We start from the raw sequence: 23501 nt of genomic DNA on the forward strand, positions 1-23501 counted from the left end.
CCGGCTCCTCCCCGCAAGGGGGAGGAGAGGCGCGTGCACCACGCAGGTTCGATCACACCAACATCCCCATCGGGCTCTCGATCAGACCCTTGAAGGCCGAGATCAGTTCGGCGCCCAAAGCCCCGTCGAGCACCCGGTGGTCGCAGGAGAGCGTCGCGGTCATCACCTGAGCCACGGCCGGGGCACCGTCACGCACCACGATGCGCTTCTCGCCTGCACCCACGGCGAGGATCGAGGATTGCGGCGGGTTGATCACCGCCGTGAAGTGCTTGATGCCGAACATGCCGAGATTGGACACCGAGGTCACGCCGCCCTGGTACTCCTCGGGCTTGAGCTTCTTCGCCCGTGCGCGGCCCGCGAAGTCCTTCATCTCGTTGGAGATGGTGGAGAGCGTCTTCTGGTCGGCGCGGCGGATCACCGGCGTGAACAGCCCGCCGTCGATGGCGACCGCCACGCCGACCTCGGCGTTGTCGAAGCGCAGGATGCGGTCCTCGGCCCAGACGGCGTTGGCTGCCGGCACCCGCATGAGTGCGAGGCCCATGGCCTTGATGACGAAGTCGTTGACCGAGAGCTTGAACAGCGGCTTGCCGTCCTTGGTCATGCCGGCGCTCTTGTTGAGCTGTTCGCGCAGGGTCATGAGGGCGTCGAGCTCGCAATCCACCGTGAGGTAGAAATGCGGGGCCACTTGCATTGCCTCGGTCAGGCGCTTGGCGATGGTCTTGCGCATGCCGTCGAGGGGCACTTCCGCGTAGGTGCCCTTGGCGTAGAAGCCGCGCACCTGATCGACGGACAGACCGGCGGGGCTCGCGGCCTTGGCGGGCGCCGTGGCCTGGGCCGGCTGGGGCGCAGCCTTCGGGGCCTCGGCGGATGCCGATGCCTTGGCGGGTGCCGGGCCGGCGGCTTTCGCGGCGCGGACATCGCGCTCGATCACGCGGCCGTGCGGGCCGGACCCCTTCACGGAGGCCAGATCGACCCCCTCCTGCTTGGCGATGCGGCGGGCCAGCGGCGAGGCGAAGACGCGGGACCCCTCCCCCTGGGCGGGAGCCGGCTCGGCGCCGTCCGGCGCTTCGTTCACCCGAGCGTAGGACATCTGGCCGCCGCCGGGCGTCGCGTTCTCGCCGACGGGGTCCTTCGTAACTTGCGCTGTCGGCGCCTCCGCCTTCGGGGCGCCGCCGACCTGGACGCTCGCCGGGTCCTCACCCTCGCTCGCGATGATGGCGATGAGGTCGTTGACCGGAACGTCGGCCGTGCCCTCGGGGACCAGGATCTTGGCGAGGATGCCCTCGTCGATGGCCTCGACTTCCATGGTCGCCTTGTCGGTCTCGATCTCAGCGAGGACGTCGCCGGATTTCACCGCGTCGCCCTCCTTCTTCAGCCACTTGGCGAGGTTGCCCTTCTCCATCGTCGGCGACAGGGCGGGCATCAGCACGTTGACGGGCATGGCATCAGGTCTCGAGCGAGGGGGACGGCGGGGCGGCCGGATCGTCGAAGGGGAACAGGCTGTCGAGGGGGAACGTCACGGCGTCGAAGGGCGGGAGGCCGACGGTTTCGCCGCGCTCGACCGTTCCGAGAAGCAGCCACTGGCGCCCGGCGAGCGCGAATGCTTCGAGCACGCCGTCACTCGGATCGAGGAGCCAGAGGTGACCGACACCGGCCTCCGCGTAGATGCGGCGTTTGGGGCCGCGATCGAGCCGGGCGGTGGCGGGCGAGAGGATCTCGCAAACCCAGTCCGGTGGGGTCTCGACATAGGCGGTCTCGGGCTCGGCGGAGAGCCGTTCGCGGCGCCAGCCGGCGAGGTCCGGCACCACGACGTGGGGACCGAGATGGAGTTCCGGCTCGACCATGAAGATCCAGCCACCCGGTCCCCCGCGTCCGTGACCGAAGGGTGGCTGGAGTTCACCGGCCAAGCCGATCGCCACCATCGCATGCCGCGGGCGCGGTCTCGGATGGGTCTCCAGGGCGCCGTCGATGATCTCGGCCACGAGATGATCCGGCACGGCTTCGAGGTCGGCGTAGGTGGCCCGGCGGAAGGCGGCCTCGGCCATGGTGGGTCCCCCGCTAGTTCAGGTCGCCGGGATCGAGGCCCTCGGCCTCCCACCCGGCGCGGATGCGCTCGAAGGCTTCCTCGTCCGACATCTCGGTCTCCAGGGCGTAGGTCCGCGCCGCCTGCCGGGCGAGATCGATGAGCAGCCGGCCCCAGGTCGCCGGATCGTCGAACGAGCGGCGCAGGGCCACGCTCACCGCGCCGTCCACGACGGCGGCGCGCAGAACCTCGATGCCGCCATTCTCGATGGCGTCGGGCGGGGCGGAGAGTTCCACGAAGGTCTTCGTCATGTCCTGTCGCGTCCGAACGAAGGGGTTGTCCGCCCCGACCTCACCCCGAGGGATGGGACGGCGATGATGATCCCGAGCGCGCTACCGGTAGCAGACCGCTTTCACCGCCTCGATCACCTCGGCGACGTTGGGGAGCGCCAGCTTCTCGAGGTTGGCGGCGTAGGGCATCGGCACGTCCTTGCCGGTGACCCGCAGGACCGGGGCGTCGAGGTAGTCGAAGGCATCGACCATCAGGCGCGCGACGATCTCGGCGCCGATGCCGGATTGCGGGAAGCCCTCCTCCACGGTGACGCAGCGACCGGTCTTCTTCACCGATTCCACCACTGTGTCGGTGTCCATGGGGCGAAGGGTGCGCAGGTCGATGACCTCCGCCTCGATGCCCTGCTCGGCCAGCGCCTGCGCCGCCTTGAGGGCGTAGGTCATGCCGATGGAGAACGACACGATGGTGACATCCGTGCCGGGGCGGTGAATGCGGGCCTTGCCGATGGGCAGGACGAAATCGTCGAGCTTCGGCACGGGGAAGCTCTGGCCGTAGAGGATCTCGTTCTCGAGGAAGATGATCGGGTTCGGGTCGCGGATCGCGGCCTTGAGCAGGCCCTTGGCGTCGGACGCCGTGTAGGGCGCGATGACCTTCAAGCCCGGCACGTTGGAGTACCACGCCGAGTAGTCGTGGCTGTGCTGGGCGCCGACCCGGGCCGCCGCGCCGTTGGGGCCGCGGAACACGATGGGACAGCCGAGCTGGCCGCCCGACATGTACAGGGTTTTCGCCGCCGAGTTGATGATGTGGTCGATGGCCTGCATGGCGAAGTTAAAGGTCATGAACTCGACGATGGGGCGCAGGCCGGTGAACGCCGCACCGACGCCGATGCCGGCGAAGCCGTGCTCGGTGATGGGGGTGTCGACCACACGGCGCGCGCCGAATTCCTGCAGAAGCCCTTGCGTGATCTTGTAGGCGCCCTGGTACTCGGCCACTTCCTCGCCCATGACGAAGACGGACTCGTCGCTGCGCATTTCCTCCGCCATGGCATCGCGCAGGGCCTCGCGGACGGTCATGCTGACCATCTCGGTCCCTTCCGGGAACTCGGCCATCACCGGAGCGGGCGTCTTGTTGGTGATGGTGGCAGGCGAGGCCGGCGCCTTCGGGGCGTCGTCGCCGGTCTTCGCCGTCGCGGCGGGTGCGCCCGCCTGTCCTTCGGCCTGCATGGTCGGCGTCGGGGCCGCCTGAGCGGGCGCGTCGGCGGCGGGTTTGCGCGCGGAGGCGGCCGACACGTCCTCGCCCTCGGCCGCGATGATCGCGATGGGCGTGTTGACCTTCACGCCCTCGCTGCCTTCCGCGACCAGGATCTTGGCGAGGACGCCCTCGTCGATGGCCTCGACCTCCATGGTCGCCTTGTCGGTCTCGATCTCGGCGAGGACGTCGCCGGATTTGACCGGGTCGCCCTCCTTCTTCAGCCATTTCGCCAGCTTGCCCTCCTCCATGGTCGGAGACAGGGCGGGCATCAGGATGTCGGTCGCCATGAAAGACTCGTCGATCGAGTGGTGGGGGCGCGGTCCGTTCGGACGCGTGTCAGGCGCGCGCTTCCAGCAGAATGTCCGTCCACAGCTCGGCGGGATCGGGCTCGGGATCGTGGGTGGCGAACTCGGCCGCGTCGTTGACCGTCTCGCGCACCTTGGCGTCGGTGGCCTTCAGATCGGCCTCGGGCACGCCGTGCGCCTCGATCAGGCGCTTGCGCACCATCTCGATGGGGTCGTGCTCGTCGCGCATCTTCGAGACCTCGTCCTTCGTCCGGTACTTGGCCGGATCGGACATGGAGTGCCCGCGATAGCGGTAGGTCTGCATCTCGAGGATGTACGGCCCCTGGCCCGAGCGGGCATGCTCGATGGCACGGGCGGCGGCCTCCCGCACGGTGCGCACATCCATGCCGTCGACCTGCTCGCCCGGAATGCCGAACGAGATGCCGCGCTTGGAGAAATCCGTCTGGGCCGAGGCGCGGGCCACCGAGGTGCCCATGGCGTAGCGGTTGTTCTCGATGACGTAGACCACGGGCAGCTTCCAGAGCTGCGCCATGTTGAAGCTCTCGTAGACCTGGCCCTGGTTCGCCGCGCCGTCGCCCATATAGGTCAGGCTGACCTGACCGTTCTTCTTGTAGGCGTCGGCGAAGGCGAGGCCCGTCCCGAGGGACACCTGGGCGCCGACGATGCCGTGCCCGCCGAAGAACTGTTTTTCGCGGCTGAACATGTGCATCGACCCACCTTTTCCGCGGGAATAGCCTCCACGGCGGCCGGTGAGTTCCGCCATCACGCCCTTCGGCTCCATGCCGCAGGCGAGCATGTGGCCGTGGTCGCGGTAGCCGGTGATGACCTGATCGCCGTCGATGGAGGCCATCTGCATGCCGATGACGACGGCTTCCTGGCCGATGTAGAGGTGGCAGAATCCGCCGATCAGGCCCATGCCGTAGAGCTGCCCCGCCTTCTCCTCGAAGCGGCGGATGAGCAGCATCTCGTGGTAGGCGTGGAGGTCTTCGTCGCGGGTGAATTGCGGTGTGTTCGGTGCCGGCGCGTGGGCGGCCTCCGACGGTGTCAGGTCGGATTTGGTCTGGCCCGCCTCGGTTGCGGAATCCATCGGCTCTCTCCCCGGGGACCGTCTGTTCTCCCCCGAGGTTCTAGGACAGCGATTTCACGAAAGCGAGGCCGGCCCGCCGACAGATCGGGACCGTTGTCAGGTGCGCCGGATCGCCGCCGATCCGGGCCGAAACGCACGGCGTGCCGGAATCACGGGTTGATGATGACGACGTCGTTGGCGTGCACCCGGCCGAGGACCACGCGGGCGCGCTCCTCCAGGAGGTCGCGGTCGATCTGGTCGCTGCGCAGGAGCGTGACGCGATGCTCCCACTCGGCCCGGTCGGCCTTCACGGCGGCGAGTTCCTGGTTGAGCCCGTAGGCCTGGATCTTGAGGGCGCGCTTGGCTTCGAGGCCGCGATTGCCGCCCTCGGCCTGATGGACGAAATAGCCGACCACGAGCCCCGAGACGGCGTACAACGCCAGGGGCATCAGCACGGAACGGACGCGACGACGGATCACCATGGCCAGACCATCGCGCCGCACGGTTAAGAAAGTCCTTTCAACGCGTCGTCTCGCGGGGGCCCCGCGATGATGCGGTTCGACCTCGTCGATCTCGGCCTTTTCCGCCACGTGGTCGAGGCCGGGTCCATCACCCACGGGGCGGCGCGGGCCAACCTCGCGCTGGCCGCCGCCTCCGCCCGCATCCGCGCCATGGAGGTGTCCCTCGGGGCCGCCCTGCTCACCCGAGGCCGCCAGGGCGTGGCGACGACGCCCGCCGGGCGCGCGCTGCTCGCTCATGCCCGCGATCTTCTCGACGGGATCGACCGCATGCAGGGCGAGCTCGCCGCCTTCTCCGGCGGCACCGTCGGGCAGATCCGCGTCCTGTCGAACACCAACGCGCTGACCGAATTCCTGCCCGAGGTGCTGAGCGCCTTCCTCGCCCGCCAGACCGGGGTCAGCGTCGACATCGAGGAGCGGACCTCGGACGAGATCGTCGGCCTCGTGGCGGAGGGCGGCGCCGATCTCGGCATCGTCGCCGGCACCGTCGATACCGGCGCGCTGGAGACCTACCCGTTCCGGCAGGACCGCTTCGTCGTCGTGGCCGCCGCCGGCCATCCGGTGAGCACCCACCCGTCCGTGGCCTTCGCCGACGTTCTGGAGCACGACCTCGTCGGCCTCGACCGCACCTCCGCCCTGACCCGCTTCCTCGCCGACAAGGCCGCGCGCACCGGGCGGCCCATGCGGCTGCGGGTGCAGCTGCGCAGCTTCGATGCCGTCTGCCGCCTCGTCGAGTGCGGCGTCGGCCTCGGCATCGTGCCCGAGACCACGGCGGCGCGGGCGGCGCGCACCATGGCCATCGCGGTGGTGCCGCTCCTCGACCCCTGGGCCGTGCGCGATCTGACCATCTGCGTGCGCGCGCTCGCCGCCCTCCCCGCCTTCGCACGGGACTTCGTCGCGCATCTGCGCGCGCCGCCGACAGCCTGATCGGATTCGATGATTGACTTCGCACTTGCGAAGTCGCATATGGCGGTTGCAGCGTCAGCGGCCGTCATGGTTCCGCTTGAGAGGGCTGCGTGACGGATCGACGGGTCGCCATGCGCGAATTCCGACCGACCTGAGCCCCTCTCTTCAACGTGCATGCACCCGGACTGCCCCGGCACGCGGGCGGCTCCAGCTCAACGGACCGATTCCTCTCGATCTGCGCACCGACCATCGTTGGATGGCGTGCGCCACGGTCCCGCTGCCTTGAAAGATTCGACTTGACCCAGTTTACCGATTTCGGCCTCGCCCAGCCCGTGCTGCGGGCGCTGGAGGAGGCCGGCTACAAGACGCCGACCCCGATCCAGGCCCAGGCCCTCCGCCCCGCCATGGAAGGCCGCGACCTCTGCGGCATCGCCCAGACCGGCACCGGCAAGACGGCGGCCTTCGCGCTGCCGATCCTCCACCGCCTCGCCCAGAACCCGCGCAAGGCCATCCGCCGCGGCTGCCGCGTGCTGGTGCTCTCGCCGACCCGCGAGCTCGCCAACCAGATCGCCGAGAGCTTCTCGGATTACGGCCGGCACCTCTCGTTCACCAACACCGTGGTGTTCGGCGGCGTCACCATCTCCCGCCAGGAGAAGGCGCTGGCGGGCGGCGTCGACATCCTCGTCGCCACCCCGGGCCGCCTCATGGACCTCATCGAGCGCCGCTCGCTGACCCTCGAGGCCGTCGAGATCCTCGTCCTCGACGAGGCCGACCAGATGCTCGACCTCGGCTTCATCCACGCCCTCAAGCGCATCGTGAAGATGCTGCCGAAGGAGCGCCAGAGCCTGTTCTTCTCGGCCACCATGCCGAAGAACATCGCGGGCCTCGCCGACCAGTACCTGCGCGATCCGGTGCAGGTTGCCGTGACGCCGGTGGCGACCACCGCCGAGCGCGTCACCCAGGAGGTCATCTTCGCCCATACGGGTGCGAAGCAGGCGCTCCTCAACCACATCCTGCGCGATCCGAAGATCGAGCGCGTCCTCGTCTTCACCCGCACCAAGCACGGCGCCGACCGCGTCGTGCGCGGATTGGAGAAGGTGACGATCAACGCGTCCGCCATCCACGGCAACAAGTCCCAGCCGCAGCGCGAGCGGGCACTGGCCGCCTTCAAGGACGGCTCGTGCCGGGTGCTGGTGGCCACCGACATCGCCGCGCGCGGCATCGACGTCGAGGCCGTGAGCCACGTCATCAACTACGACCTGCCCAACGTGCCGGAGAGCTACGTCCACCGCATCGGTCGGACGGCGCGCGCCGGCGCCAACGGCCTCGCGATCTCGTTCTGCAACGACGAGGAGAAGGCCTACCTGCGGGACATCGAGCGCACCACGCGCCAGAAAATCCCCGTCGGCGCCTTCCCCGAGGGCTTCACGCCCCCGTCGCGCCAGGAGGCCATGGATGCCGCCCAGGCCGAGGAGCGCCGTCCGGCGCCCCAGGGCCAGCGGCCCGGTCAGCGCCAGGGCCAGCGCCCCGGCGGCGGCCGTCCCGGTGGCGGACGCCCCGGCCAGGGCCGCAACGAGGGTGGTCGCGGCGGACAGGGCGCGCCCGGCCGCAACGCCCGTCCCGATGGGGCCGCCCGGCCGCAGGACGGTCGCGGTGAGCGTCGTCCGGCCGGAGCCGGTGAGAACCGGTCCGAGCCGCGCGGCGAGAACCGCCAACGGACGTCGCGTCCGCAGGGCGCCGGCGCCGGTGAGGGCCGCGCCATCGGCTGGCTCGATCGCTTCCCGCGCTGAGCCTTCCATCCCGTCATGACCATGCCGCCGTCCCGGACCTCCGGGACGGCGTTTTCGTTTGCGGGACACCCCATTGCCGCACCGGTGCGGCGCGCCATCTCAAGGGGCGACGTCGATGCGCGAGGACAGCATGCGGTTCGAACTCTACCGGGACGCGGCGGGCGAATGGCGCTGGCGCCTGCGGGCGACCAACGGCAACGTGGTGGCCGACTCCGCCGAAGGCTACGGGCGACGCGAGGATTGCGAGCACGGCATCGCCTTGGTGAAGGGCAGCCAGGCCGCGCCCATTGTGGACATGACCCTCAGGATCGCCTGACGGGTCGCGACCGCCCGCCGGCCTTCGTTGACTCAATTTCCGGTGAGACGAGCCGGACCGGCAACGCTTCGCGCCGTCGTGCGTTTGATGCGACCGGGCAAGACCCGGACCCGTGCCCGGAACCGTCGGCTCCTCACGTCCCGCCGACTGAATCTCAAGGAGTTTGAGAACGTGCTGAGGAAACTCGTGCTGGCCGCGCTGCTGGCCTTAGGATTTGCCGCGACGGCACCGCAAGGCGCCTCCGCCGCTCCCATCGGTCCCGCCCTCGCCCTTCAGAGCGAAGCTGCGCCGGCCGTCGCGCAGACCGTGCAGTATTACGGCTACCGCCGTCGCTTCTACGGCCCGCGCCCCTTCTACCGTCGTCCGTATTACGGCCGCCGCTTCTACGGCCCGCGTCGGTTCTACGGCCCGCGCCGTTTCTATGGTCCGCGTCGGTTCTACGGCCCGCGCCGCTTCTACTACTGAGACCTCGGTCCGGTGCCGCTTCGGGCGGCACCGCGCTGCGGCGAGAGCCAATCCTGCTTAAAAGCCTGGCACTCCCCCGGAGTGCCAGGCTTTTGTGCAAGAAAATGCATCTTCTGATTTGAAGGAGTGCACAATGTTGCTGTAGTTCTGGTCACCGCGAGCCGCATCCCTGGGCTCCCCGGAGGCACGCCATGACCGAACTCGCAGCCACCGAAGCCCCGCCGCGCGATCTCTGGCGGTCGGTTCCCCTCGATCTTCTCGTCTCCGTCGCGGCCATCATCCTCGCGGGTGGCCTCAAGCTCGCCGGCCTTCTCCCCTGAGGGTTCGGATACCGCCTCGCGGCGCCGGCGAATCCGCGTAGGGTCGGTCCGAACGAATCGCGGGGTGGGACGGAATGACGGTGCAGGAAACGACGCAGGAGGAGGGCGGCGGTCCGCGTGGAGAGCTCACGGTCCGCACCAGCGCGATGCCGGCGGATACCAATGCCAACGGCGACATCTTCGGCGGCTGGGTGATGTCGCAGATGGATCAGGCCGGGGGGATCGCGGGCGTCGACCGGGCCCAGGGGCGCGTCGTCACCGTGGCCGTCGAGGCGATGACGTTCATCCGGCCGGTGCGCGTCGGTGACGTCCTGTGCGTCTACACCCGCGTCGGCCATGTCGGCCGCACCTCCATGAAGATCGAGGTCGAGGCCTGGGCCCGGCGCTTCCGCACGCAGGTCCGCGAGAAGGTGACGGAGGCGACCTTCACGTTCGTCGCCATCGACGACGCCGGCCGGCCGCGCCCGGTCGACGGGCCGGCGCCCGATGTTTGAGCGCCCTTCCCTTCCGCTTGGCCGCGCCATGCCGTAAAGGCGCGGGACCGTAGCCAAGGTCCCGTGCCCGCATGATCCGCCTCGAAAAAATCGGCAAGCAGAACGGCCGGCAGATCGTCTTCATCGAGGCGTCCGCCGCCCTGCAGAAGGGCGAGAAGGTCGGGCTCGTCGGCCCCAACGGCGCCGGCAAGACCACGCTGTTCCGGATGATCACCGGCGAGGAGGAGCCCGACGAGGGGCAGGTCGCCACCGACAAGGGCATCACCATCGGCTACTTCAGCCAGGATGTCGGCGAGATGTCCGGCTGCTCCGTGGTCTCGGCGGTGATGGACGGCGCGGGCCCCGTGAGCGTCGTCGGCACGGAGTTGAAGGCCCTGGAGGCGGGGCTCGCCGATCCCGATCGCATGGACGAGATGGAGGCGCTGATCGAGCGCTACGGCGAGGTCCAGGCGCGCTTCGAGGAGCTCGACGGCTACGCCCTCGAAGGCCGGGCCTACGAGGTTCTGGCGGGCCTGAGCTTCTCCCAGGAGATGATGGACGGCGATGTCGGCAAGCTGTCGGGCGGCTGGAAGATGCGCGTGGCGCTCGCCCGCATCCTCCTCATGAACCCCGACGTGATGCTGCTGGACGAGCCCTCCAACCACCTCGACCTGGAAAGCCTGATCTGGCTCGAGGCCTTCCTCAAGAACTACGAGGGCGCCCTGCTGATGACCTCGCACGACCGCGAGTTCATGAACCGCATCGTCACCAAGGTGGTGGAGATCGACGGCGGGACGCTGACGACCTACTCGGGCGACTACGTCTTCTACGAGCAGCAGCGGGCGCTCAACGAGACGCACCAGCAGGCCCAGTTCGAGCGCCAGCAGGCGATGCTGGCGAAGGAGATCAAGTTCATCGAGCGCTTCAAGGCCCGGGCTTCGCACGCCGCGCAGGTGCAGAGCCGGGTGAAGAAGCTCGACAAGATCGAGCGCGTCGAGCCCCCGAAGCGCCGCCAGTCGGTGGCGTTCGAGTTCCAGGCCCCGCCCCGCTCGGGCGACGACGTCGTGATGCTCAAGAACGTCCACAAGAGCTACGGCAGCCGCCGGATCTACGAGGGGTTCGATTTCGCCATCCGGCGCAAGGAGCGCTGGTGCGTCATGGGCATCAACGGCGCCGGCAAGTCGACGCTGCTGAAGCTCGTCACCGGCTCGACCCAGGCCGATGACGGCACCGTCTCCGTCGGCGGCAGCGTCAAGCTCGGCTACTTCGCCCAGCACGCCATGGACTTGCTCGACGGCGAGCGCACGGTGTTCCAGACCCTGGAGGACGCGTTCCCGCAGGCGGCGCAGGGTTCGCTCCGGGCGTTGGCCGGCTGCTTCGGCTTTTCCGGCGACGATGTCGAGAAGCGCTGCCGGGTGCTGTCCGGCGGCGAGAAGGCCCGCCTCGTCATGGCCCTGATGCTGTTCGACCCGCCGAACTTCCTCGTGTTGGACGAGCCGACCAACCACCTCGACATGGGCACCAAGGAGATGCTCATCGCCGCGCTCTCGGCCTACGAGGGCACGATGCTGTTCGTGAGCCACGACCGCCACTTCCTGGCCGCCCTGTCGAACCGGGTGCTCGAAGTCACCCCCGAGGGCATCCACCAGTACGGCGGCGGTTACACGGAATACGTCGCCCGGACCGGCCAGGAGGCGCCGGGTCTGCGGAGCTGACGCCGGGAGTTCACACGTTCGGCGCCGCCACCCGCTTCCGGAGGCCGGTGATGACCGCCTTCAGGATCTCCGAGCCGGCTTCGTCGCTGTCGATCCCGTGCCCGATGGAGCGCATGGACACGATGCGCTCGTGGATGAAGGACAGCTTGGCGATGACCGCCGGCGTCAGCTTGAACGGGTAGAGCGCCGGCTGTCCCATGCTCCGGCTCAGGGAGTTCACCGCGTAGGTGAGGGGCAGCCACGCTTCCACCAGGCGGCTGAAATCCGGGATCTGGTAGGGATCGTAGTCGATCACCACGGAATCCGCCGGGCCGTTGCGCAGGCGCGGCCGCACGTGGAGTTCGAAGGTGCCGGCCGTCTCCACCGTATCGACGATGTGGAGATACTGCGCCCAGGTCTCGGCGAAATCCTCCCACGGATGGCTGGTGGCGTAGGCGCTGACGTAGGATTCCTCCCAGTTCTCCGGCGCACCGTCCCGGTAGTGCCGCTGGAGCGCCCGGCCGTAATTGTCGCGCTCGTCCCCGAACAGGGACCGGAACGTCCACAGGCTCTGGTCGAAGCGGACCAGCACGTTCCAGAAGTAATGCCCGATCTCGTGGCGGAAGTGCCCCAGGAGCGTGCGGTAATACTCGCCGAACAGCGTCCGCCGACGCTCGCGCTCGACGTCGTCGGCCTCGGCGATGTTGAGGGTGATGACCCCGCCGCGATGGCCCGTGAGCACCGGCGGCCCGATGCGGTAGCTCTCGGACGGATCGACGAGGAAATCGAAGGCGAGACCCGTGGTGGGGTTCTCGGCCCGGGTCATCAGCGGCAGGTTCAGGCGCAGGAGCGAGTAGAACAGCCGGTGCTTGGCCGCCTCGATCTGGCGCCAGCGCGTGAGATTCCAGGTGATGCCGAGGTCGGGCACCACGCGGTTGTGACGGCAGGCGGTACAATACGCCTCCGGCATGTCGTCGGGCACGAGCCAGTTGCAGGCCCCGTGCGCGGCGTTGGCGCAGAATCGGTATTTCCGGGCCGGATTGGCGTAGGCGTGCCAGTGCGTGCCCACGGATTCCAGCGCCGACATCTCGTGCAGCTCGCCGACGTAGCCAAGGCGCCGCTGGCAGCTCTCGCAATCCGTGCTCTCGAAGCTGACCGGCTGGTCGCAGGCCTGGCACTGGAAGATCTTCATGCTGCCGTCTCGATGCCCGAACCCTACCACCCTTGCGCGCCGCGTGCCGCCGCGGGTGCTCCGCCCCCGGCAACGGGAGGAAAGCCGTCCCATCCGGCTAAGTTCCCGCGCGGTTCGTTGTGGTCCGATCATGCATGGAACTTGCTTACGGAGTCGCTTCGATGCGACGTCGGTGTGCGGCGGTGCTCTCGCGCCGCCAGCACGACGCGACGGCGCACCGCCGCCGACCCCATCGCCCGCGGGACACCGTTGGCGTATGGCTGGAAGACTGCATCCCCGGGTGCACCGCAGGGCGGTGGCCCGGCCCCTCGCAGCCGCAACGGGCGTTCCATCGCCCGCGCGGCTCCACGCCCTGGTACTGCGGGAGTCCCCGTGTCGATCAAAGCCGCCCTGCACCACGTCACGCACTACACCTACGACCGGCCGATCGCGCTGGGACCGCAGGTGATCCGACTCCGGCCGGCGCCGCATACGCGCACGGCCGTGCCGGCCTATTCCCTGAAGGTCCTGCCCGAGAACCACTTCATCAACTGGCAGCAGGATCCGAACGGGAACTGGCTGGCCCGGCTCATCTTCCCCGAGAAGACCCGCGAGCTGAAGATCGAGGTCGATCTCACCGCCGACATGTCGGTGATCAACCCGTTCGACTTCTTCGTGGAGGAGTATGCCCAGGCGCGGGGGTTCACCTACGCCGACGACCTGACGGCGGAGCTCAAGCCCTACCTCGTCCTCGACGACGCCATGGCGCCCGAGGTCGACGAATTCCTCACCCGCCTGCCGGCCGAGCCGAACACGGTGTTGTTCCTCGTGGCCCTCAACGCCCAGGTGGCGGGCGAGATCACCTACGGCGTCCGCCTGGAGCCGGGCGTTCAGACCGCCGCCGAGACCCTGACCCTGAAGAGCGGCTCGTGCCGCGATTCGGCGTGGCTGATGGTGCAGATCCTGCGCCGCCTCGGGATGGCCGCCCGCTTCGTGTCCGGCTACCTCATCCAGCTCGTCCCCGACACCACCGCCGTCGACGGCCCCGTCGGCACCGCCACCGATTTCACCGATCTGCACGCCTGGGCCGAGGTCTACCTGCCCGGCGCCGGCTGGATCGGCCTCGACGCCACCTCCGGGCTCCTCTGCGGCGAGGGCCACATTCCGCTGGCCGCGACGCCGCACTACAACTCGGCGGCGCCCATCTCGGGCCTCGCCGAGCCGGCCGAGGTCGAGTTCGGCTTCGAGATGACCGTGACCCGCGTGGCCGAAGCGCCGCGCATCACCAAGCCGTTCTCCGACGAGGTCTGGGCGGCCATGGACGCGCTGGGCGACCGCATCGACGTGGACCTCGCCGAGCAGGACGTGCGCCTGACCATGGGCGGCGAGCCCACCTTCGTCTCCATCGACGATTTCGAATCGGCCGAATGGAACGCCGCCGCCGTGGGGCCGACCAAGCGCGGTCTCGCCGACAAGCTCATCCGCCGCCTGCGCACCCGCTTCGCGCCCGGCGGCATGCTGCATTACGGCCAGGGCAAGTGGTACCCGGGCGAGAGCCTGCCGCGCTGGGCGTTCGCCCTGTACTGGCGCCGCGACGGCGTGCCCGTCTGGAAGGATGCCGGCCTCATCGCCGCCGAGGACGGCCCGCGCACCGCCAATTCGACCCAGGCCAAGGCCCTCATCGACGGCGTCGCCGGGCGTCTCGGCCTCGGGCCCTACGTGTTCCCCGCCTTCGAGGACCCGGTCTACTGGACCGAGAAGCGCGACGAGCTGCCGATCAACGTCACCACGTCGGAACCGATGTTTCCGAATCCCGAGACCAATGCCCGGATGGCGCGGGTGTTCGAGCGGGGGCTCGGCGAGGCCGCCGGCTACGCCCTTCCCCTGGCGAGCCTGCCCGTCGGCGAGGATGGCGCCGCGGATCGGGTGTGGATCTCGGAGGCCTGGGAGTTCCGGCGCGGCCACGCCTTCCTCACCCCCGGGGATTCCCCCGTCGGCTACCGTCTCCCCCTGTCGTCCCTGCCCTACGTGCCGTCGGCGAACTATCCCTATTACCAGCCGCAGGATCCTCTCGAAGACCGCGATGCCCTGCCCGAGGGCCATCCGGGCACGGAAGCGGTCAACGGCTCCGGCGTCACCGGGGTCGCCGTCCGCACGGCCCTCGCGGTCGAGCCGCGCGACGGCGTGCTCCACGTGTTCATGCCGCCCCTGCAGCGGGTCGACGAGTACCTCGAACTGCTCGGCCACCTCGAAGCGGCGGCGGCCGAGCTGAAGCAGGCCGTGCATATCGAGGGCTACGAGCCGCCCTTTGACCCGCGCATGAACGTCATCAAGGTCACGCCGGACCCCGGCGTCATCGAGGTCAACGTCCACCCCGCGCCGTCCTGGCGCGACGCGGTGACCATCACCACCGACCTCTACGAGGACGCCCGCCAGATCCGTCTCGGCGCGCAGAAGTTCATGACCGACGGGCGCCACACCGGCACCGGCGGCGGCAATCACGTGGTGCTCGGCGGCGCGACGCCCAACGACTCGCCGTTCCTGCGCCGGCCCGACCTGCTGAAGAGCCTGGTGCTGTACTGGCAGCGCCATCCGGCCATGTCGTACCTGTTCGCCGGCCTCTATATCGGCCCGACGAGCCAGGCCCCGCGCATGGACGAGGCGCGCCACGACGGGCTCTACGAGCTCGAGATCGCCATGGCGCAGGTGCCCAAACCCGACGAGCCCAACATCCCGCGCTGGCTGGTGGACCGCATCTTCCGGAACATCCTCGTCGACGTGACGGGCAACACCCACCGCTCCGAGATCTGCATCGACAAGCTCTACTCGCCGGACGGTCCCACGGGCCGCCTCGGGCTGCTCGAGTTCCGCTCCTTCGAGATGCCGCCGGACCCGCGCATGAGCCTCGCGCAGCAATTGCTGCTGCGCGCCATCGTGGCGTGGCTCTGGCGCGAGCCGCAGGAGGGCGGCTGTGTCCGCTGGGGCACGGGCCTGCACGATCGCTTCATGCTGCCCCACTTCCTGTGGGCCGACTTCCTCGGCGTGCTGGAGGATCTCCGGGCCGCCGGCTACGACTTCGACCCCGCCGCCTTCGTCGCGCAGCGCGAGTTCCGCTTCCCCGTGTTCGGGACCGTGGAGCATGGCGGCGTGAAGCTGGAGCTGCGCCAGGCCCTGGAGCCCTGGCACGTGCTGGGCGAGGAGGGGGCCATCGGGGGGACCGTGCGGTACGTCGACAGTTCCGTGGAGCGGCTGCAGGTGAAGGTCGAGGGCTTCGTCCCCGGCCGGCACGTGATCGCCTGCAACGGCCGACGCCTGCCGATGACCGGCACCGGCGTCTCCGGCGAGGCGGTGGCGGGCCTGCGGTTCAAGGCGTGGCAACCGGCCTCGTCGCTGCACCCGACGATTCCCGCCCACGCACCGCTCACCATCGACATCCTCGATGCCTGGAGCGGCCGGTCGCTCGGCGGCTGCCGCTACCATGTCAGCCATCCGGGCGGGCGCAATTACGAGACCTTCCCGGTCAACACCTACGAGGCGGAGGGGCGCCGCCTCGCCCGCTTCCAGGCCCATGGCCACACCGCCGGCCGGATCGAGATGCCGGTGGAGGAGACCAACCGCGAGTTCCCGATGACCCTCGACTTGCGGAGCCCAGGCCCGCGATGAGTGAGGCGGCCGAGGCGGAGGTCTCCGGGCGGGCGGAACGGCTGGCGCGCTGGACCTCCGGCTACCGGCCGCATCCGGGGGTTCCCGACGCGTTCATGGACGAGGCCGGCACGCCGCAGGCCGCCTGGACTCGGGTTCTCGACCGTCTCGGCGACCTCACCGAAGTGGACATCGCCGCCCGCTTCGTCTCGGCCGTGCGCCACATCCGCGACACCGGAATCTCGTACCGGATCTACGGCGACAAGCGCGATCACGCCTGGCCGCTCGGCTCCCTCCCCTTCGTGGTGGAGGCGGCCGACTGGAAGGATCTGAGCGCCGGCATCGTCGAACGGGCCGAACTGATGGAGGCGATCCTCGCCGACATCTACGGCCCCGGCCGCCTCGTGGCCGACGGGCTGCTCCCGGCCGCCGTCGTCGCCGGGAGCCCGGAATTCATGCGGCCCGTCGCCGGGATCGCGCCGCCGGGCGGGCGCTTCCTCAAGCTCTACGCGGCGGACGTCACGCGCGGGCCCGACGGGCGCTGGCAGGTCCTGGCCGACCGCACCCAATCCCCGTCCGGTCCGGGCTATGCCCTGGAGAACCGGATGGTGCTGACCCGCGCCTTCCCGGATCTCTACACCGATCTCCACGTCGAGCGCCTGGCCCCCTTCTTCCAGGCCTTCCGGCAGGGGCTGGCGCTGGGCGCGCAGCGCAGCGACCCGCGCATCTGCCTCCTCACCTCCGGGCCGTTCAGCTCGACCTATGTCGAACAGGCGGTCCTCGCCCGCTACCTCGGGCTTCTCCTCGTCGAGGGCGACGACCTCGTGATGCAGGACGGGGCCCTGCACGTCCGCACGGTGTCTGGCCTGAAGCGGGCCGACGTCCTGTGGCGGCGCATCGATTCCGACTACGTCGATCCCCTGGAGCTGAACCCCGCCTCGCGCCTCGGCGTGCCCGGTCTCATCGACGGGTTGCGCAACGCCAGCCTCGTCGTCGGCAACATGCCGGGCTCCGGCATCCTCGAATCGGGGGCGCTCGCCGCCTACCTCCCGGGCATCGCCCGACGGTTCCTCGGGGCCGAGCCGCGGCTCTCGGGGCCGCGCACGTGGTGGTGCGGCGATCCCGACAGCCTCGCCCATGTGCGCGACAACCTCGATGCCCTCACCCTGCGGCCCGTGGCGACGCCGCCCAAGGGCATGGCCCGCGACGCGATCATGGGGCCGCTCGCCTTCGGGGCCGACCGCGAGCGCGTGGTCGCGGCCCTGCGCGACCGGCCGTTCGACTACGTCGCCCAGGAACGCGCGCCCCTGGCGACCACGCCCGGCTGGGATCGGACCGGGGGCACCCTGCGCCTGGTGCCGCGCCCCTTCGCCCTGCGGGTGTTCGCCGCCCTGACGCCGGATGGCTGGCGGGTGATGCCGGGCGGCTTCTGCCGCATCTCCGAGCGCGCCGACATCGATCCCATCGAGATGCGCGCCGGCATCAAGGCCGCCGACGTGTGGATCATGTCCGACGGGCCCGTCGAATCGGGCCCCCTGATCCAGCCGGCCGCCCAGAAGGTCCGGCGGATCGCCGGCCACCTGCCGTCGCGGGCCGCCGACAACCTGTTCTGGTTCGGCCGCTACGTCGAGCGGGCCGAGGCGGTGATCCGCCTCGTGATCGCGCATCTCGGCAGCGTCGGCGCCGCCGTCATCACCGATCTGCCCGGGGACGCCAACTCGCCGACCTCCCTGCGCATCCGCGCCCTCCTCGACGAGTGGGGCGCCATCTCCGCCCCGGATCTGCCCACGGCCGCCCTGGCCCGGGAAGCGCTGAGCGGGCGCGAGGTCTACGGCTCGGCCCTCAGCCACGGCCTCTCCGCACGGAGCAACGCCGCGATCCTGCGCGAACGCCTCTCGGGCGAGGCCTGGCGGGTGCTCGCCGACCTCAAGGACATCCTCGATATCGGCACGGAGCGGCCCTATTCCGAGGCCGAACTCGTCGGCCTCGCCGAGCGGGCTCTTGGCCTCATCGCCGCCCTGGCGGGGCTGGCCCAGGAGAACATGAACCGGACGGCCGGTTGGCATTTCGTCGATCTCGGGCGACGCATCGAGCGGGTGATCAACACCTGCGCCTTCGCGACGCGCTTCGCCGGCGACGCCGCGACCGCGGAGGATTTCGGCGTGATGCTGTCGCTCTGCGATTCGCACATCGCCTTCGGCGCCCGCTACATGCAGGGCGCCGCCCTCGATCCCGTGCGCGACATGGTGCTCCTCGATCCGTTCAACCCCCGCTCCGTCGCCTTCCAGGTCGAGGCCATCGAGCGCCATCTCGCCAGCCTGCCGATCCTGCGGGTCGATGGCCTGCCCGAGCCGCATCAGCGCCTCGCCGCCAAGCTGGCCGCGGAATTCGCCACGGGCGAGGCGTCCGAGTTCGACGGGGCCGCCCTGGCGCGCCTGGAGAACGAGTTCGAGCGCCTGGCCGACGCCATCGCGACCCGCTACTTCCCCAATGGCCCGCACGCCCTGCGGCCGGAAAAGCTCGTGGGGCTCGGGTGATCTACACGCTGCGCCACCTCACCACCTACCGTTACGCCCGGCCCGTGCGCTTCGCCCGCTGCGGCCTGCGGCTGAGGCCGACGGACGGCGAGGGCCAGACGGTTCTGGAGAGTACCCTCACGATCTCGCCCGAACCGCGCCAGCGCGTGGTGCGCCGCGACTATTTCGGCCTCGACGTGGTGGCGGTGACCATCGACACGCCCCACACGGAGCTGCGCGTCGAATCGCTGTCGCGGGTTCTCGTCGAGCGCCCGCCCCTGCCCGCTCCCGAATCCGGGCCGTCCTGGGAGCGGGTTCGCGACGAAGCCTTGGCGCGGCGGTCCCTCGCACCCGACGCGCCGGTGCACTACCTGTTTCCGAGCATCCGGGTGCCCCTCGTCCCCGAGGTGACGGAGTACGCGCGCGCGAGCTTTCCGCCCGGACGCAGCGCCTATGGCGGCGCCTTCGACCTCATGCAGCGCATCCGGGGCGATTTCCGGTTCGATGCCAAGGCGACCTCCGTGCGGACGCCGCTCGCCGAATCCTTCGCCCTGCGGGCCGGCGTCTGCCAGGATTTTGCCCACATCATGATCGCGGGCCTGCGCGGCCTCGGCGTGCCGGCGGCCTATGTCAGCGGCTATCTCCGGACGATCCCCCCCGTGGGACGCCCGCGCCTGCGCGGGGCGGACGCCAGCCACGCCTGGGTCTCGGTCTGGTGCGGCGACGGCTGGATCGGCCTCGACCCCACCAACGGGATCGGCATGTGCGACGACCACATCGTCGTGGCGCGCGGGCGCGACTACACCGACGTCTCGCCCATCGACGGGATCGTCTCCTCCTCCGGTGCGCAGAAGCTGAAGGTCGAGGTCGATGTGGTGCCGGACGGCGAGCCGATGCCCGAGCACGCCCCGGCCGTCGAGGCGGAACCGGCCTGAGCCCTCCCTCGGCGAACCGCCGCGGCCGCATGGACACGCGCGCCCCGCATGGCTTAAGCGCGGCTTACGTCAGGAGGGCTTGCGGCAGCGCGGCTTGCGTCCCGGCGGACGTCCGGTGGAGTGGAAACCTTGGTCGAGACACACGACGGCACGTTGCAGAGTGACGCGCGCGCGGCGATCCGCGCCTTCATCCTCGGGCGCAATCTCGGCCTCGCGCCGGATTCCGTCACCGGACAGACCTCCCTGGTGACCAGCGACGCCCTCGATTCCATCGGCGTCCTCGATCTGATGATGGAGCTGGGCGACCGCTTCGGCTTCGAGATCGAGGAGGACGCGTTCGCCCTCGCGCATTTCGAGAGCATCGACGCCCTGGCGGCCTACGTCGCGTCGAGGCGGCACCAAGCCTGACGCCATGAGGACCCCCATGAGCGCGCCGACGCAGGTCCAGGACCTCCTCGACGGGCCGGCCGGCGACCGCATCGCCCTCGTGGCCGGCGCGGAGCACCTGACTTACGCCGCCTTCCGCATCCGCGTCGCCGCCCTGGCGGCCCGGCTGATCGAGGCGGGCCTCGCGCCGGGCGACCGGGTCGCGGGCTGGCTGCCGAAATCCATCGGCGAATGCGTGGCCCTGTTCGCCGTCGCGCGGGCCGGCGCCGCCTTCGTGCCGATCCATCCGAGCCTGCGCCCGGCCCAGGTGCGCCACATCGTCGAGGATTGCGCTGCCCGCGCCCTCGTCACCGATTCCGGTCTGCGCGCCGCCCTCGGCGAGACCCTCGCGGTGGAGTCCGAGGCGTCGGGGGACGACGACGACCTGCGGCTCATGACCCTTGCGGGACGGGACGGACCACCTCCGCCCGGCGATCTCGCGGCGATCCTCTACACCTCGGGGTCGACCGGCTTGCCCAAGGGGGTGATGCTCTCCCACGCCAACCTGCTCGCCGGCACCCGCATCGTGCGGACCTATCTCGACCTCACGCCGGACGAGCGCATCCTGTCGGTGCTGCCGCTGGCCTTCGATTACGGCCTGAACCAGCTCCTCACCGCCGTCGAGCAGGGCGCCCGCCTCGTTCTCCTCGACGTCCGGTTCGGCGACGAAGTGGTGCGCGCCATCGAGACCCACGGGATCACCGGGCTCGCCGGGGTGCCGACCCTGTGGACCCTCCTGACGCGGGCGGCCCCCCGTCTGGCCACGGCCGATCTCGCGAGCCTGCGCTACCTCACCAATTCGGGCGGGGCCGTACCGCTGGAGACCGTCGCGCGCCTGCGCCGCGCCCTGCCGCGGACGAACATCGTCCTGATGTACGGGCTCACGGAAGCCTTCCGCTCGACCTGGCTCCCGCCGGGCGAACTCGAGTCCCGGCCCGGCTCCATGGGGCGCGCCATTCCGGAGACCGAGATCTTCGCCATCGCCGCCGACGGCCGGCGCACGCGGCCGGGCGAGCCCGGCATCCTGATGCATCGCGGCCCCACCGTGTCGCTCGGCTACTGGAACCGGCCCGAGGACACCATCCGGGTGCTCGTGCCCGATCCCCAGGCTCCCGACGGTCCGCCCCTGTGCCGCTCGGGCGACATCGTGGTCGAGGACGAGGCCGGCTACTTCACTTTCGTCGGGCGCGACGACGCCATGATCAAGACGTCGGGGTTTCGCGTCAGCCCGGGCGAGGTCGAGGCGGCCCTGATGGCGACGGGCGCCTTCCGGGCCGTCGCGGTCATCGGCCTGCCCGACGCGAGCCTCGGGCAGCGCATCCACGCCGTCGTCATCCCCGCCGAGGGCGGTCCGGCGCCGGAGGCCGCCCTTCGGACCCTGCGCGAAACCCTGGCGCCGCACATGGTACCCCGCTCCGTCGAAGCGGTGGCGTCCCTCGCCGTGACCCCCAACGGCAAAGTCGATTACAAGCGCCTCGCCGCGGAGCGCCGAAATGCCTGAGGCCGACGACCTCGCCCGACGCTTGATCGCGGAGAATTTCCCCCGCCGGGACGGGGCGATCCGGGTCGGCGGCCTCGATCCGTCCGACCTCGCCCGGACCCACGGCACACCGCTCTTCGTCTACGACGCCGCCCTCATGCGCCGGGCCTACCGCGCCCTGTCGCGGGCCGTCGCGGGCTTCGCGGCGGTGGATTACTCCGTCAAGGCCAACCCGTGCCCGGCCGTGATCCGCGTCTTCGCGGACGAGGGCGCCGGCGCCGAGATCGCCTCGGGCGCCGAGTTCGCGGCGGCCCTGGCCGCCGGCGTCGCGCCGGGAAAAATCCTGTTCGCCGGGCCGGGCAAGAGCAACGCCGATCTCGACCGGGTCGTGGCCGGCGGCATCGGCGAGATCCACCTGGAGAATGCCGAGGAGATGGCGCGGGTCGCCGCCGCCGCCGCGCGTCACGGGCGGCGCGCGGCCGTGGCGATCCGGGTCAATCCGGGGCCGGACGCCCAGGGCGGCGCCATGCGGATGGGGGGCAAGCCCTCGCCTTTCGGCTTCGACGAGGAGGATCTGGATTCCGTCGTCGACCGTGTCGAGGCCGAGCCCAACCTCGACCTGACCGGCCTCCACCTCTTCGCCGGGACGCAGGGACTGTCGGCGGCCGTCCTCCTCGGGCAATGGGCCTACGGCCTGCGATTGGCGTCCCGGGTCGCCGCACGGATCGGGCGTCCCCTCGACACCGTCGACCTCGGCGGCGGTCTCGGCATCCCGTACTTCGCCGGCGACGTCCCCCTCGACCTCGAGGCGATCCGCGCCGGCATCCCGGCCCTGCGGGCGACGGTCGCCGCCGATCCCGGACTCGCCGGCGCCCGCATCGTCCTGGAGCCGGGGCGCCATCTCGTCGGACCCGCCGGCCTCTACGTGGCGCGGGTGCGGGCGGTGAAGATCTCGCGCGGGCAGCGCTTCGTGATCACGGACGGCGGCATGCACCATCACCTCGCCGCCTCGGGCAACCTCGGACAGATCGTCAAGCGCGACTATCCGGTGGTCGCCGTCCTGGAGGCCGAGGCTGCCGTGCGCACGCCCTGCGCCGTAGTCGGGCCCCTCTGTACGCCCCTCGACATGCTGGCGCGGGCCGCCCTCCTGCCCGATCTCGCCGCCGGCGACCTCGTCGCCGTGCTGCAATCGGGCGCCTACGGCCTCACCGCGAGCCCGACGGGCTTTCTGAGCCACCCGTTGCCGGCCGAGATCCTGGTCGATGGCGGGCAGGCGACGGCGATCGGGCCGTGGCGCTCCGGGGCGGATCGCTAGAACCTCGTCCCGAACGGTGGCTTCCGGCTTTCGGGGAAAGACGATGCTCTAGGACTTGCCCTCCGAGAACTGCCGGAAGGCTTCGAGGGTCTCGGCGCTCACGTGGTGCTCGATGCCCTCGGCATCGCGCCGCGCCGTCTCGGCGCTGACCCCGAGGGCGCACAGGAACTTCTCGACGATGCGGTGGCGCTCGCGGCTCTGGACGGCGAGGGCCTGGCCGGCCGCCGTGAGGAAGACGCCGCGATAGGGCCGCTGCTGGACGAAGCCATCCTCCACCAGCCGTTTCAGCATCTTGGCCACGGTGGGTTGGGCCACGCCGAGGCGGGCGGCGATGTCGACCTGGCGCGCCTCGCCGCCGTCGCCGATGAGATCGGCGATGAGTTCGACGTAATCCTCCACCAGCTCCAGACGCCGCGCCTCGCGGGCTTGGCGGAAACTCTCCACGTGCACGTCCGGGTCGACGAGCGGGGACGCTGGATCGGGTCGCGACGAATCCTGCATGTGACCGGCCGTCTCCTTCCCGCGGGCGCGCTGGATCGGCGCCTGTCCCCGGCTGTGTAGCGAAGCCGGGCCCCGAAAGGGACCCCCCTCAGCGCGG

At 70.3% G+C, this 23501-nt stretch carries 21 protein-coding genes; 13 read left to right on the plus strand and 8 right to left on the minus strand.

Going from position 1 to position 23501, the window contains the following annotated elements; genetic code table 11:
* Positions 1 to 52: 52 nt before the first annotated feature.
* The 6 genes from MKK49_RS07230 to MKK49_RS07255 all read right to left on the minus strand — a co-directional run bounded on the left by MKK49_RS07230 (position 53) and on the right by MKK49_RS07255 (position 5418).
* Positions 53 to 1441 carry a pyruvate dehydrogenase complex dihydrolipoamide acetyltransferase gene (locus tag MKK49_RS07230; protein ID WP_244027394.1) on the minus strand — a complete coding sequence of 463 codons (1389 nt, stop codon included), beginning with the start codon at positions 1439 to 1441 and terminating at the stop codon, positions 53 to 55.
* A 4-nt stretch (positions 1442 to 1445) separates the two neighbouring features.
* Complete coding sequence (locus MKK49_RS07235) at positions 1446 to 2045, minus strand: Uma2 family endonuclease (RefSeq protein ID WP_244027397.1); 600 nt, start codon at positions 2043 to 2045, stop codon at positions 1446 to 1448.
* 13 nt (positions 2046 to 2058) lie between these two features.
* Positions 2059 to 2334: a DUF5076 domain-containing protein gene (locus tag MKK49_RS07240; protein ID WP_056175852.1), complete on the minus strand. Its 276-nt coding sequence runs from the start codon at positions 2332 to 2334 to the stop codon at positions 2059 to 2061.
* Positions 2335 to 2415: 81 nt separating this feature from the next.
* Entirely contained in the window at positions 2416 to 3852 is a 1437-nt protein-coding gene (locus tag MKK49_RS07245; protein ID WP_244027398.1) for a pyruvate dehydrogenase complex E1 component subunit beta, read from the minus strand.
* Positions 3853 to 3901: 49 nt separating this feature from the next.
* Complete coding sequence (gene pdhA, locus MKK49_RS07250; protein WP_244027399.1) at positions 3902 to 4957, minus strand: pyruvate dehydrogenase (acetyl-transferring) E1 component subunit alpha; 1056 nt, start codon at positions 4955 to 4957, stop codon at positions 3902 to 3904.
* A gap of 149 nt (positions 4958 to 5106) precedes the next feature.
* Positions 5107 to 5418 carry an FtsB family cell division protein gene (locus MKK49_RS07255; RefSeq protein WP_056092818.1) on the minus strand — a complete coding sequence of 104 codons (312 nt, stop codon included), beginning with the start codon at positions 5416 to 5418 and terminating at the stop codon, positions 5107 to 5109.
* A gap of 66 nt (positions 5419 to 5484) precedes the next feature.
* Between MKK49_RS07255 and MKK49_RS07260 the strand changes: the two genes are divergently transcribed.
* From MKK49_RS07260 to MKK49_RS07285, 7 genes are all read left to right on the plus strand, one after another.
* Positions 5485 to 6381 (plus strand): LysR substrate-binding domain-containing protein, encoded by an 897-nt coding sequence (locus MKK49_RS07260; RefSeq protein WP_244027400.1) that lies wholly within the window; start codon positions 5485 to 5487, stop codon positions 6379 to 6381.
* A 275-nt stretch (positions 6382 to 6656) separates the two neighbouring features.
* Positions 6657 to 8150 (plus strand): DEAD/DEAH box helicase, encoded by a 1494-nt coding sequence (locus MKK49_RS07265; RefSeq protein ID WP_244027401.1) that lies wholly within the window; start codon positions 6657 to 6659, stop codon positions 8148 to 8150.
* Between the two features lie 130 nt (positions 8151 to 8280).
* A complete protein-coding gene (locus tag MKK49_RS07270) occupies positions 8281 to 8466 on the plus strand; it encodes a YegP family protein (protein ID WP_244027460.1) in 186 nt (61 codons plus the stop codon).
* Positions 8467 to 8637: 171 nt separating this feature from the next.
* Positions 8638 to 8931, plus strand: coding sequence for a hypothetical protein (locus tag MKK49_RS07275; RefSeq protein WP_244027402.1), 294 nt, complete (start codon positions 8638 to 8640; stop codon positions 8929 to 8931).
* A 191-nt stretch (positions 8932 to 9122) separates the two neighbouring features.
* Positions 9123 to 9251 carry a hypothetical protein gene (locus MKK49_RS24480; protein WP_279595379.1) on the plus strand — a complete coding sequence of 43 codons (129 nt, stop codon included), beginning with the start codon at positions 9123 to 9125 and terminating at the stop codon, positions 9249 to 9251.
* 74 nt (positions 9252 to 9325) lie between these two features.
* Positions 9326 to 9745: an acyl-CoA thioesterase gene (locus MKK49_RS07280; protein ID WP_244027404.1), complete on the plus strand. Its 420-nt coding sequence runs from the start codon at positions 9326 to 9328 to the stop codon at positions 9743 to 9745.
* 71 nt (positions 9746 to 9816) lie between these two features.
* Positions 9817 to 11439, plus strand: a complete 1623-nt coding sequence (locus MKK49_RS07285; protein WP_244027406.1) for an ABC-F family ATP-binding cassette domain-containing protein — start codon at positions 9817 to 9819, stop codon at positions 11437 to 11439.
* Positions 11440 to 11449: 10 nt separating this feature from the next.
* On the opposite strand, the gene MKK49_RS07290 is transcribed toward MKK49_RS07285, so the two are convergent.
* Positions 11450 to 12610, minus strand: coding sequence for a putative zinc-binding metallopeptidase (locus MKK49_RS07290; protein ID WP_244027408.1), 1161 nt, complete (start codon positions 12608 to 12610; stop codon positions 11450 to 11452).
* A 372-nt stretch (positions 12611 to 12982) separates the two neighbouring features.
* Here MKK49_RS07290 and MKK49_RS07295 point away from each other — a divergent pair, with 372 nt between their 5' ends.
* The 6 genes from MKK49_RS07295 to MKK49_RS07320 all read left to right on the plus strand — a co-directional run bounded on the left by MKK49_RS07295 (position 12983) and on the right by MKK49_RS07320 (position 22903).
* Positions 12983 to 16252, plus strand: coding sequence for a DUF2126 domain-containing protein (locus tag MKK49_RS07295; RefSeq protein ID WP_244027410.1), 3270 nt, complete (start codon positions 12983 to 12985; stop codon positions 16250 to 16252).
* Positions 16249 to 18768 carry a circularly permuted type 2 ATP-grasp protein gene (locus MKK49_RS07300; protein WP_244027412.1) on the plus strand — a complete coding sequence of 840 codons (2520 nt, stop codon included), beginning with the start codon at positions 16249 to 16251 and terminating at the stop codon, positions 18766 to 18768. Before MKK49_RS07295 ends, MKK49_RS07300 begins: the two co-directional genes overlap by 4 nt.
* Complete coding sequence (locus MKK49_RS07305) at positions 18765 to 19682, plus strand: transglutaminase family protein (protein WP_244027414.1); 918 nt, start codon at positions 18765 to 18767, stop codon at positions 19680 to 19682. Before MKK49_RS07300 ends, MKK49_RS07305 begins: the two co-directional genes overlap by 4 nt.
* Before the next feature lie 120 nt (positions 19683 to 19802).
* Positions 19803 to 20090 carry an acyl carrier protein gene (locus tag MKK49_RS07310; protein WP_409565030.1) on the plus strand — a complete coding sequence of 96 codons (288 nt, stop codon included), beginning with the start codon at positions 19803 to 19805 and terminating at the stop codon, positions 20088 to 20090.
* Positions 20091 to 20106: 16 nt separating this feature from the next.
* Positions 20107 to 21609, plus strand: coding sequence for an AMP-binding protein (locus MKK49_RS07315; RefSeq protein ID WP_244027416.1), 1503 nt, complete (start codon positions 20107 to 20109; stop codon positions 21607 to 21609).
* On the plus strand, positions 21602 to 22903 hold the full coding sequence (locus MKK49_RS07320; RefSeq protein WP_244027417.1) for an alanine racemase: 1302 nt from the start codon (positions 21602 to 21604) through the stop codon (positions 22901 to 22903). The genes MKK49_RS07315 and MKK49_RS07320 overlap by 8 nt, the downstream gene beginning before the upstream one ends.
* A gap of 48 nt (positions 22904 to 22951) precedes the next feature.
* Here MKK49_RS07320 and mntR read toward each other — a convergent pair whose 3' ends face one another.
* Positions 22952 to 23404, minus strand: coding sequence for a manganese-binding transcriptional regulator MntR (gene mntR / locus MKK49_RS07325; RefSeq protein ID WP_244027418.1), 453 nt, complete (start codon positions 23402 to 23404; stop codon positions 22952 to 22954).
* Positions 23405 to 23501: the final 97 nt, after the last annotated feature.

Source organism: Methylobacterium sp. J-090 (genome assembly GCF_022829345.1).
Lineage (GTDB): Bacteria > Pseudomonadota > Alphaproteobacteria > Rhizobiales > Beijerinckiaceae > Methylobacterium.

What these genes read in the sequence shown, in the direction of transcription:
- pdhA (WP_244027399.1), bottom strand. Translation starts at nt 4,957, where the DNA reads ATGGATTCCGCAACCGAGGCGGGCCAGACCAAATCCGACCTGACACCG.
- MKK49_RS07300 (WP_244027412.1), top strand. Translation starts at nt 16,249, where the DNA reads ATGAGTGAGGCGGCCGAGGCGGAGGTCTCCGGGCGGGCGGAACGGCTG.
- MKK49_RS07230 (WP_244027394.1), bottom strand. Translation starts at nt 1,441, where the DNA reads ATGCCCGTCAACGTGCTGATGCCCGCCCTGTCGCCGACGATGGAGAAG.
- MKK49_RS24480 (WP_279595379.1), top strand. Translation starts at nt 9,123, where the DNA reads ATGACCGAACTCGCAGCCACCGAAGCCCCGCCGCGCGATCTCTGGCGG.
- MKK49_RS07285 (WP_244027406.1), top strand. Translation starts at nt 9,817, where the DNA reads ATGATCCGCCTCGAAAAAATCGGCAAGCAGAACGGCCGGCAGATCGTC.
- MKK49_RS07255 (WP_056092818.1), bottom strand. Translation starts at nt 5,418, where the DNA reads ATGGTGATCCGTCGTCGCGTCCGTTCCGTGCTGATGCCCCTGGCGTTG.
- MKK49_RS07245 (WP_244027398.1), bottom strand. Translation starts at nt 3,852, where the DNA reads ATGGCGACCGACATCCTGATGCCCGCCCTGTCTCCGACCATGGAGGAG.
- MKK49_RS07290 (WP_244027408.1), bottom strand. Translation starts at nt 12,610, where the DNA reads ATGAAGATCTTCCAGTGCCAGGCCTGCGACCAGCCGGTCAGCTTCGAG.
- MKK49_RS07240 (WP_056175852.1), bottom strand. Translation starts at nt 2,334, where the DNA reads ATGACGAAGACCTTCGTGGAACTCTCCGCCCCGCCCGACGCCATCGAG.
- mntR (WP_244027418.1), bottom strand. Translation starts at nt 23,404, where the DNA reads ATGCAGGATTCGTCGCGACCCGATCCAGCGTCCCCGCTCGTCGACCCG.
- MKK49_RS07320 (WP_244027417.1), top strand. Translation starts at nt 21,602, where the DNA reads ATGCCTGAGGCCGACGACCTCGCCCGACGCTTGATCGCGGAGAATTTC.
- MKK49_RS07280 (WP_244027404.1), top strand. Translation starts at nt 9,326, where the DNA reads ATGACGGTGCAGGAAACGACGCAGGAGGAGGGCGGCGGTCCGCGTGGA.
- MKK49_RS07270 (WP_244027460.1), top strand. Translation starts at nt 8,281, where the DNA reads ATGCGGTTCGAACTCTACCGGGACGCGGCGGGCGAATGGCGCTGGCGC.
- MKK49_RS07260 (WP_244027400.1), top strand. Translation starts at nt 5,485, where the DNA reads ATGATGCGGTTCGACCTCGTCGATCTCGGCCTTTTCCGCCACGTGGTC.
- MKK49_RS07315 (WP_244027416.1), top strand. Translation starts at nt 20,107, where the DNA reads ATGAGCGCGCCGACGCAGGTCCAGGACCTCCTCGACGGGCCGGCCGGC.
- MKK49_RS07235 (WP_244027397.1), bottom strand. Translation starts at nt 2,045, where the DNA reads ATGGCCGAGGCCGCCTTCCGCCGGGCCACCTACGCCGACCTCGAAGCC.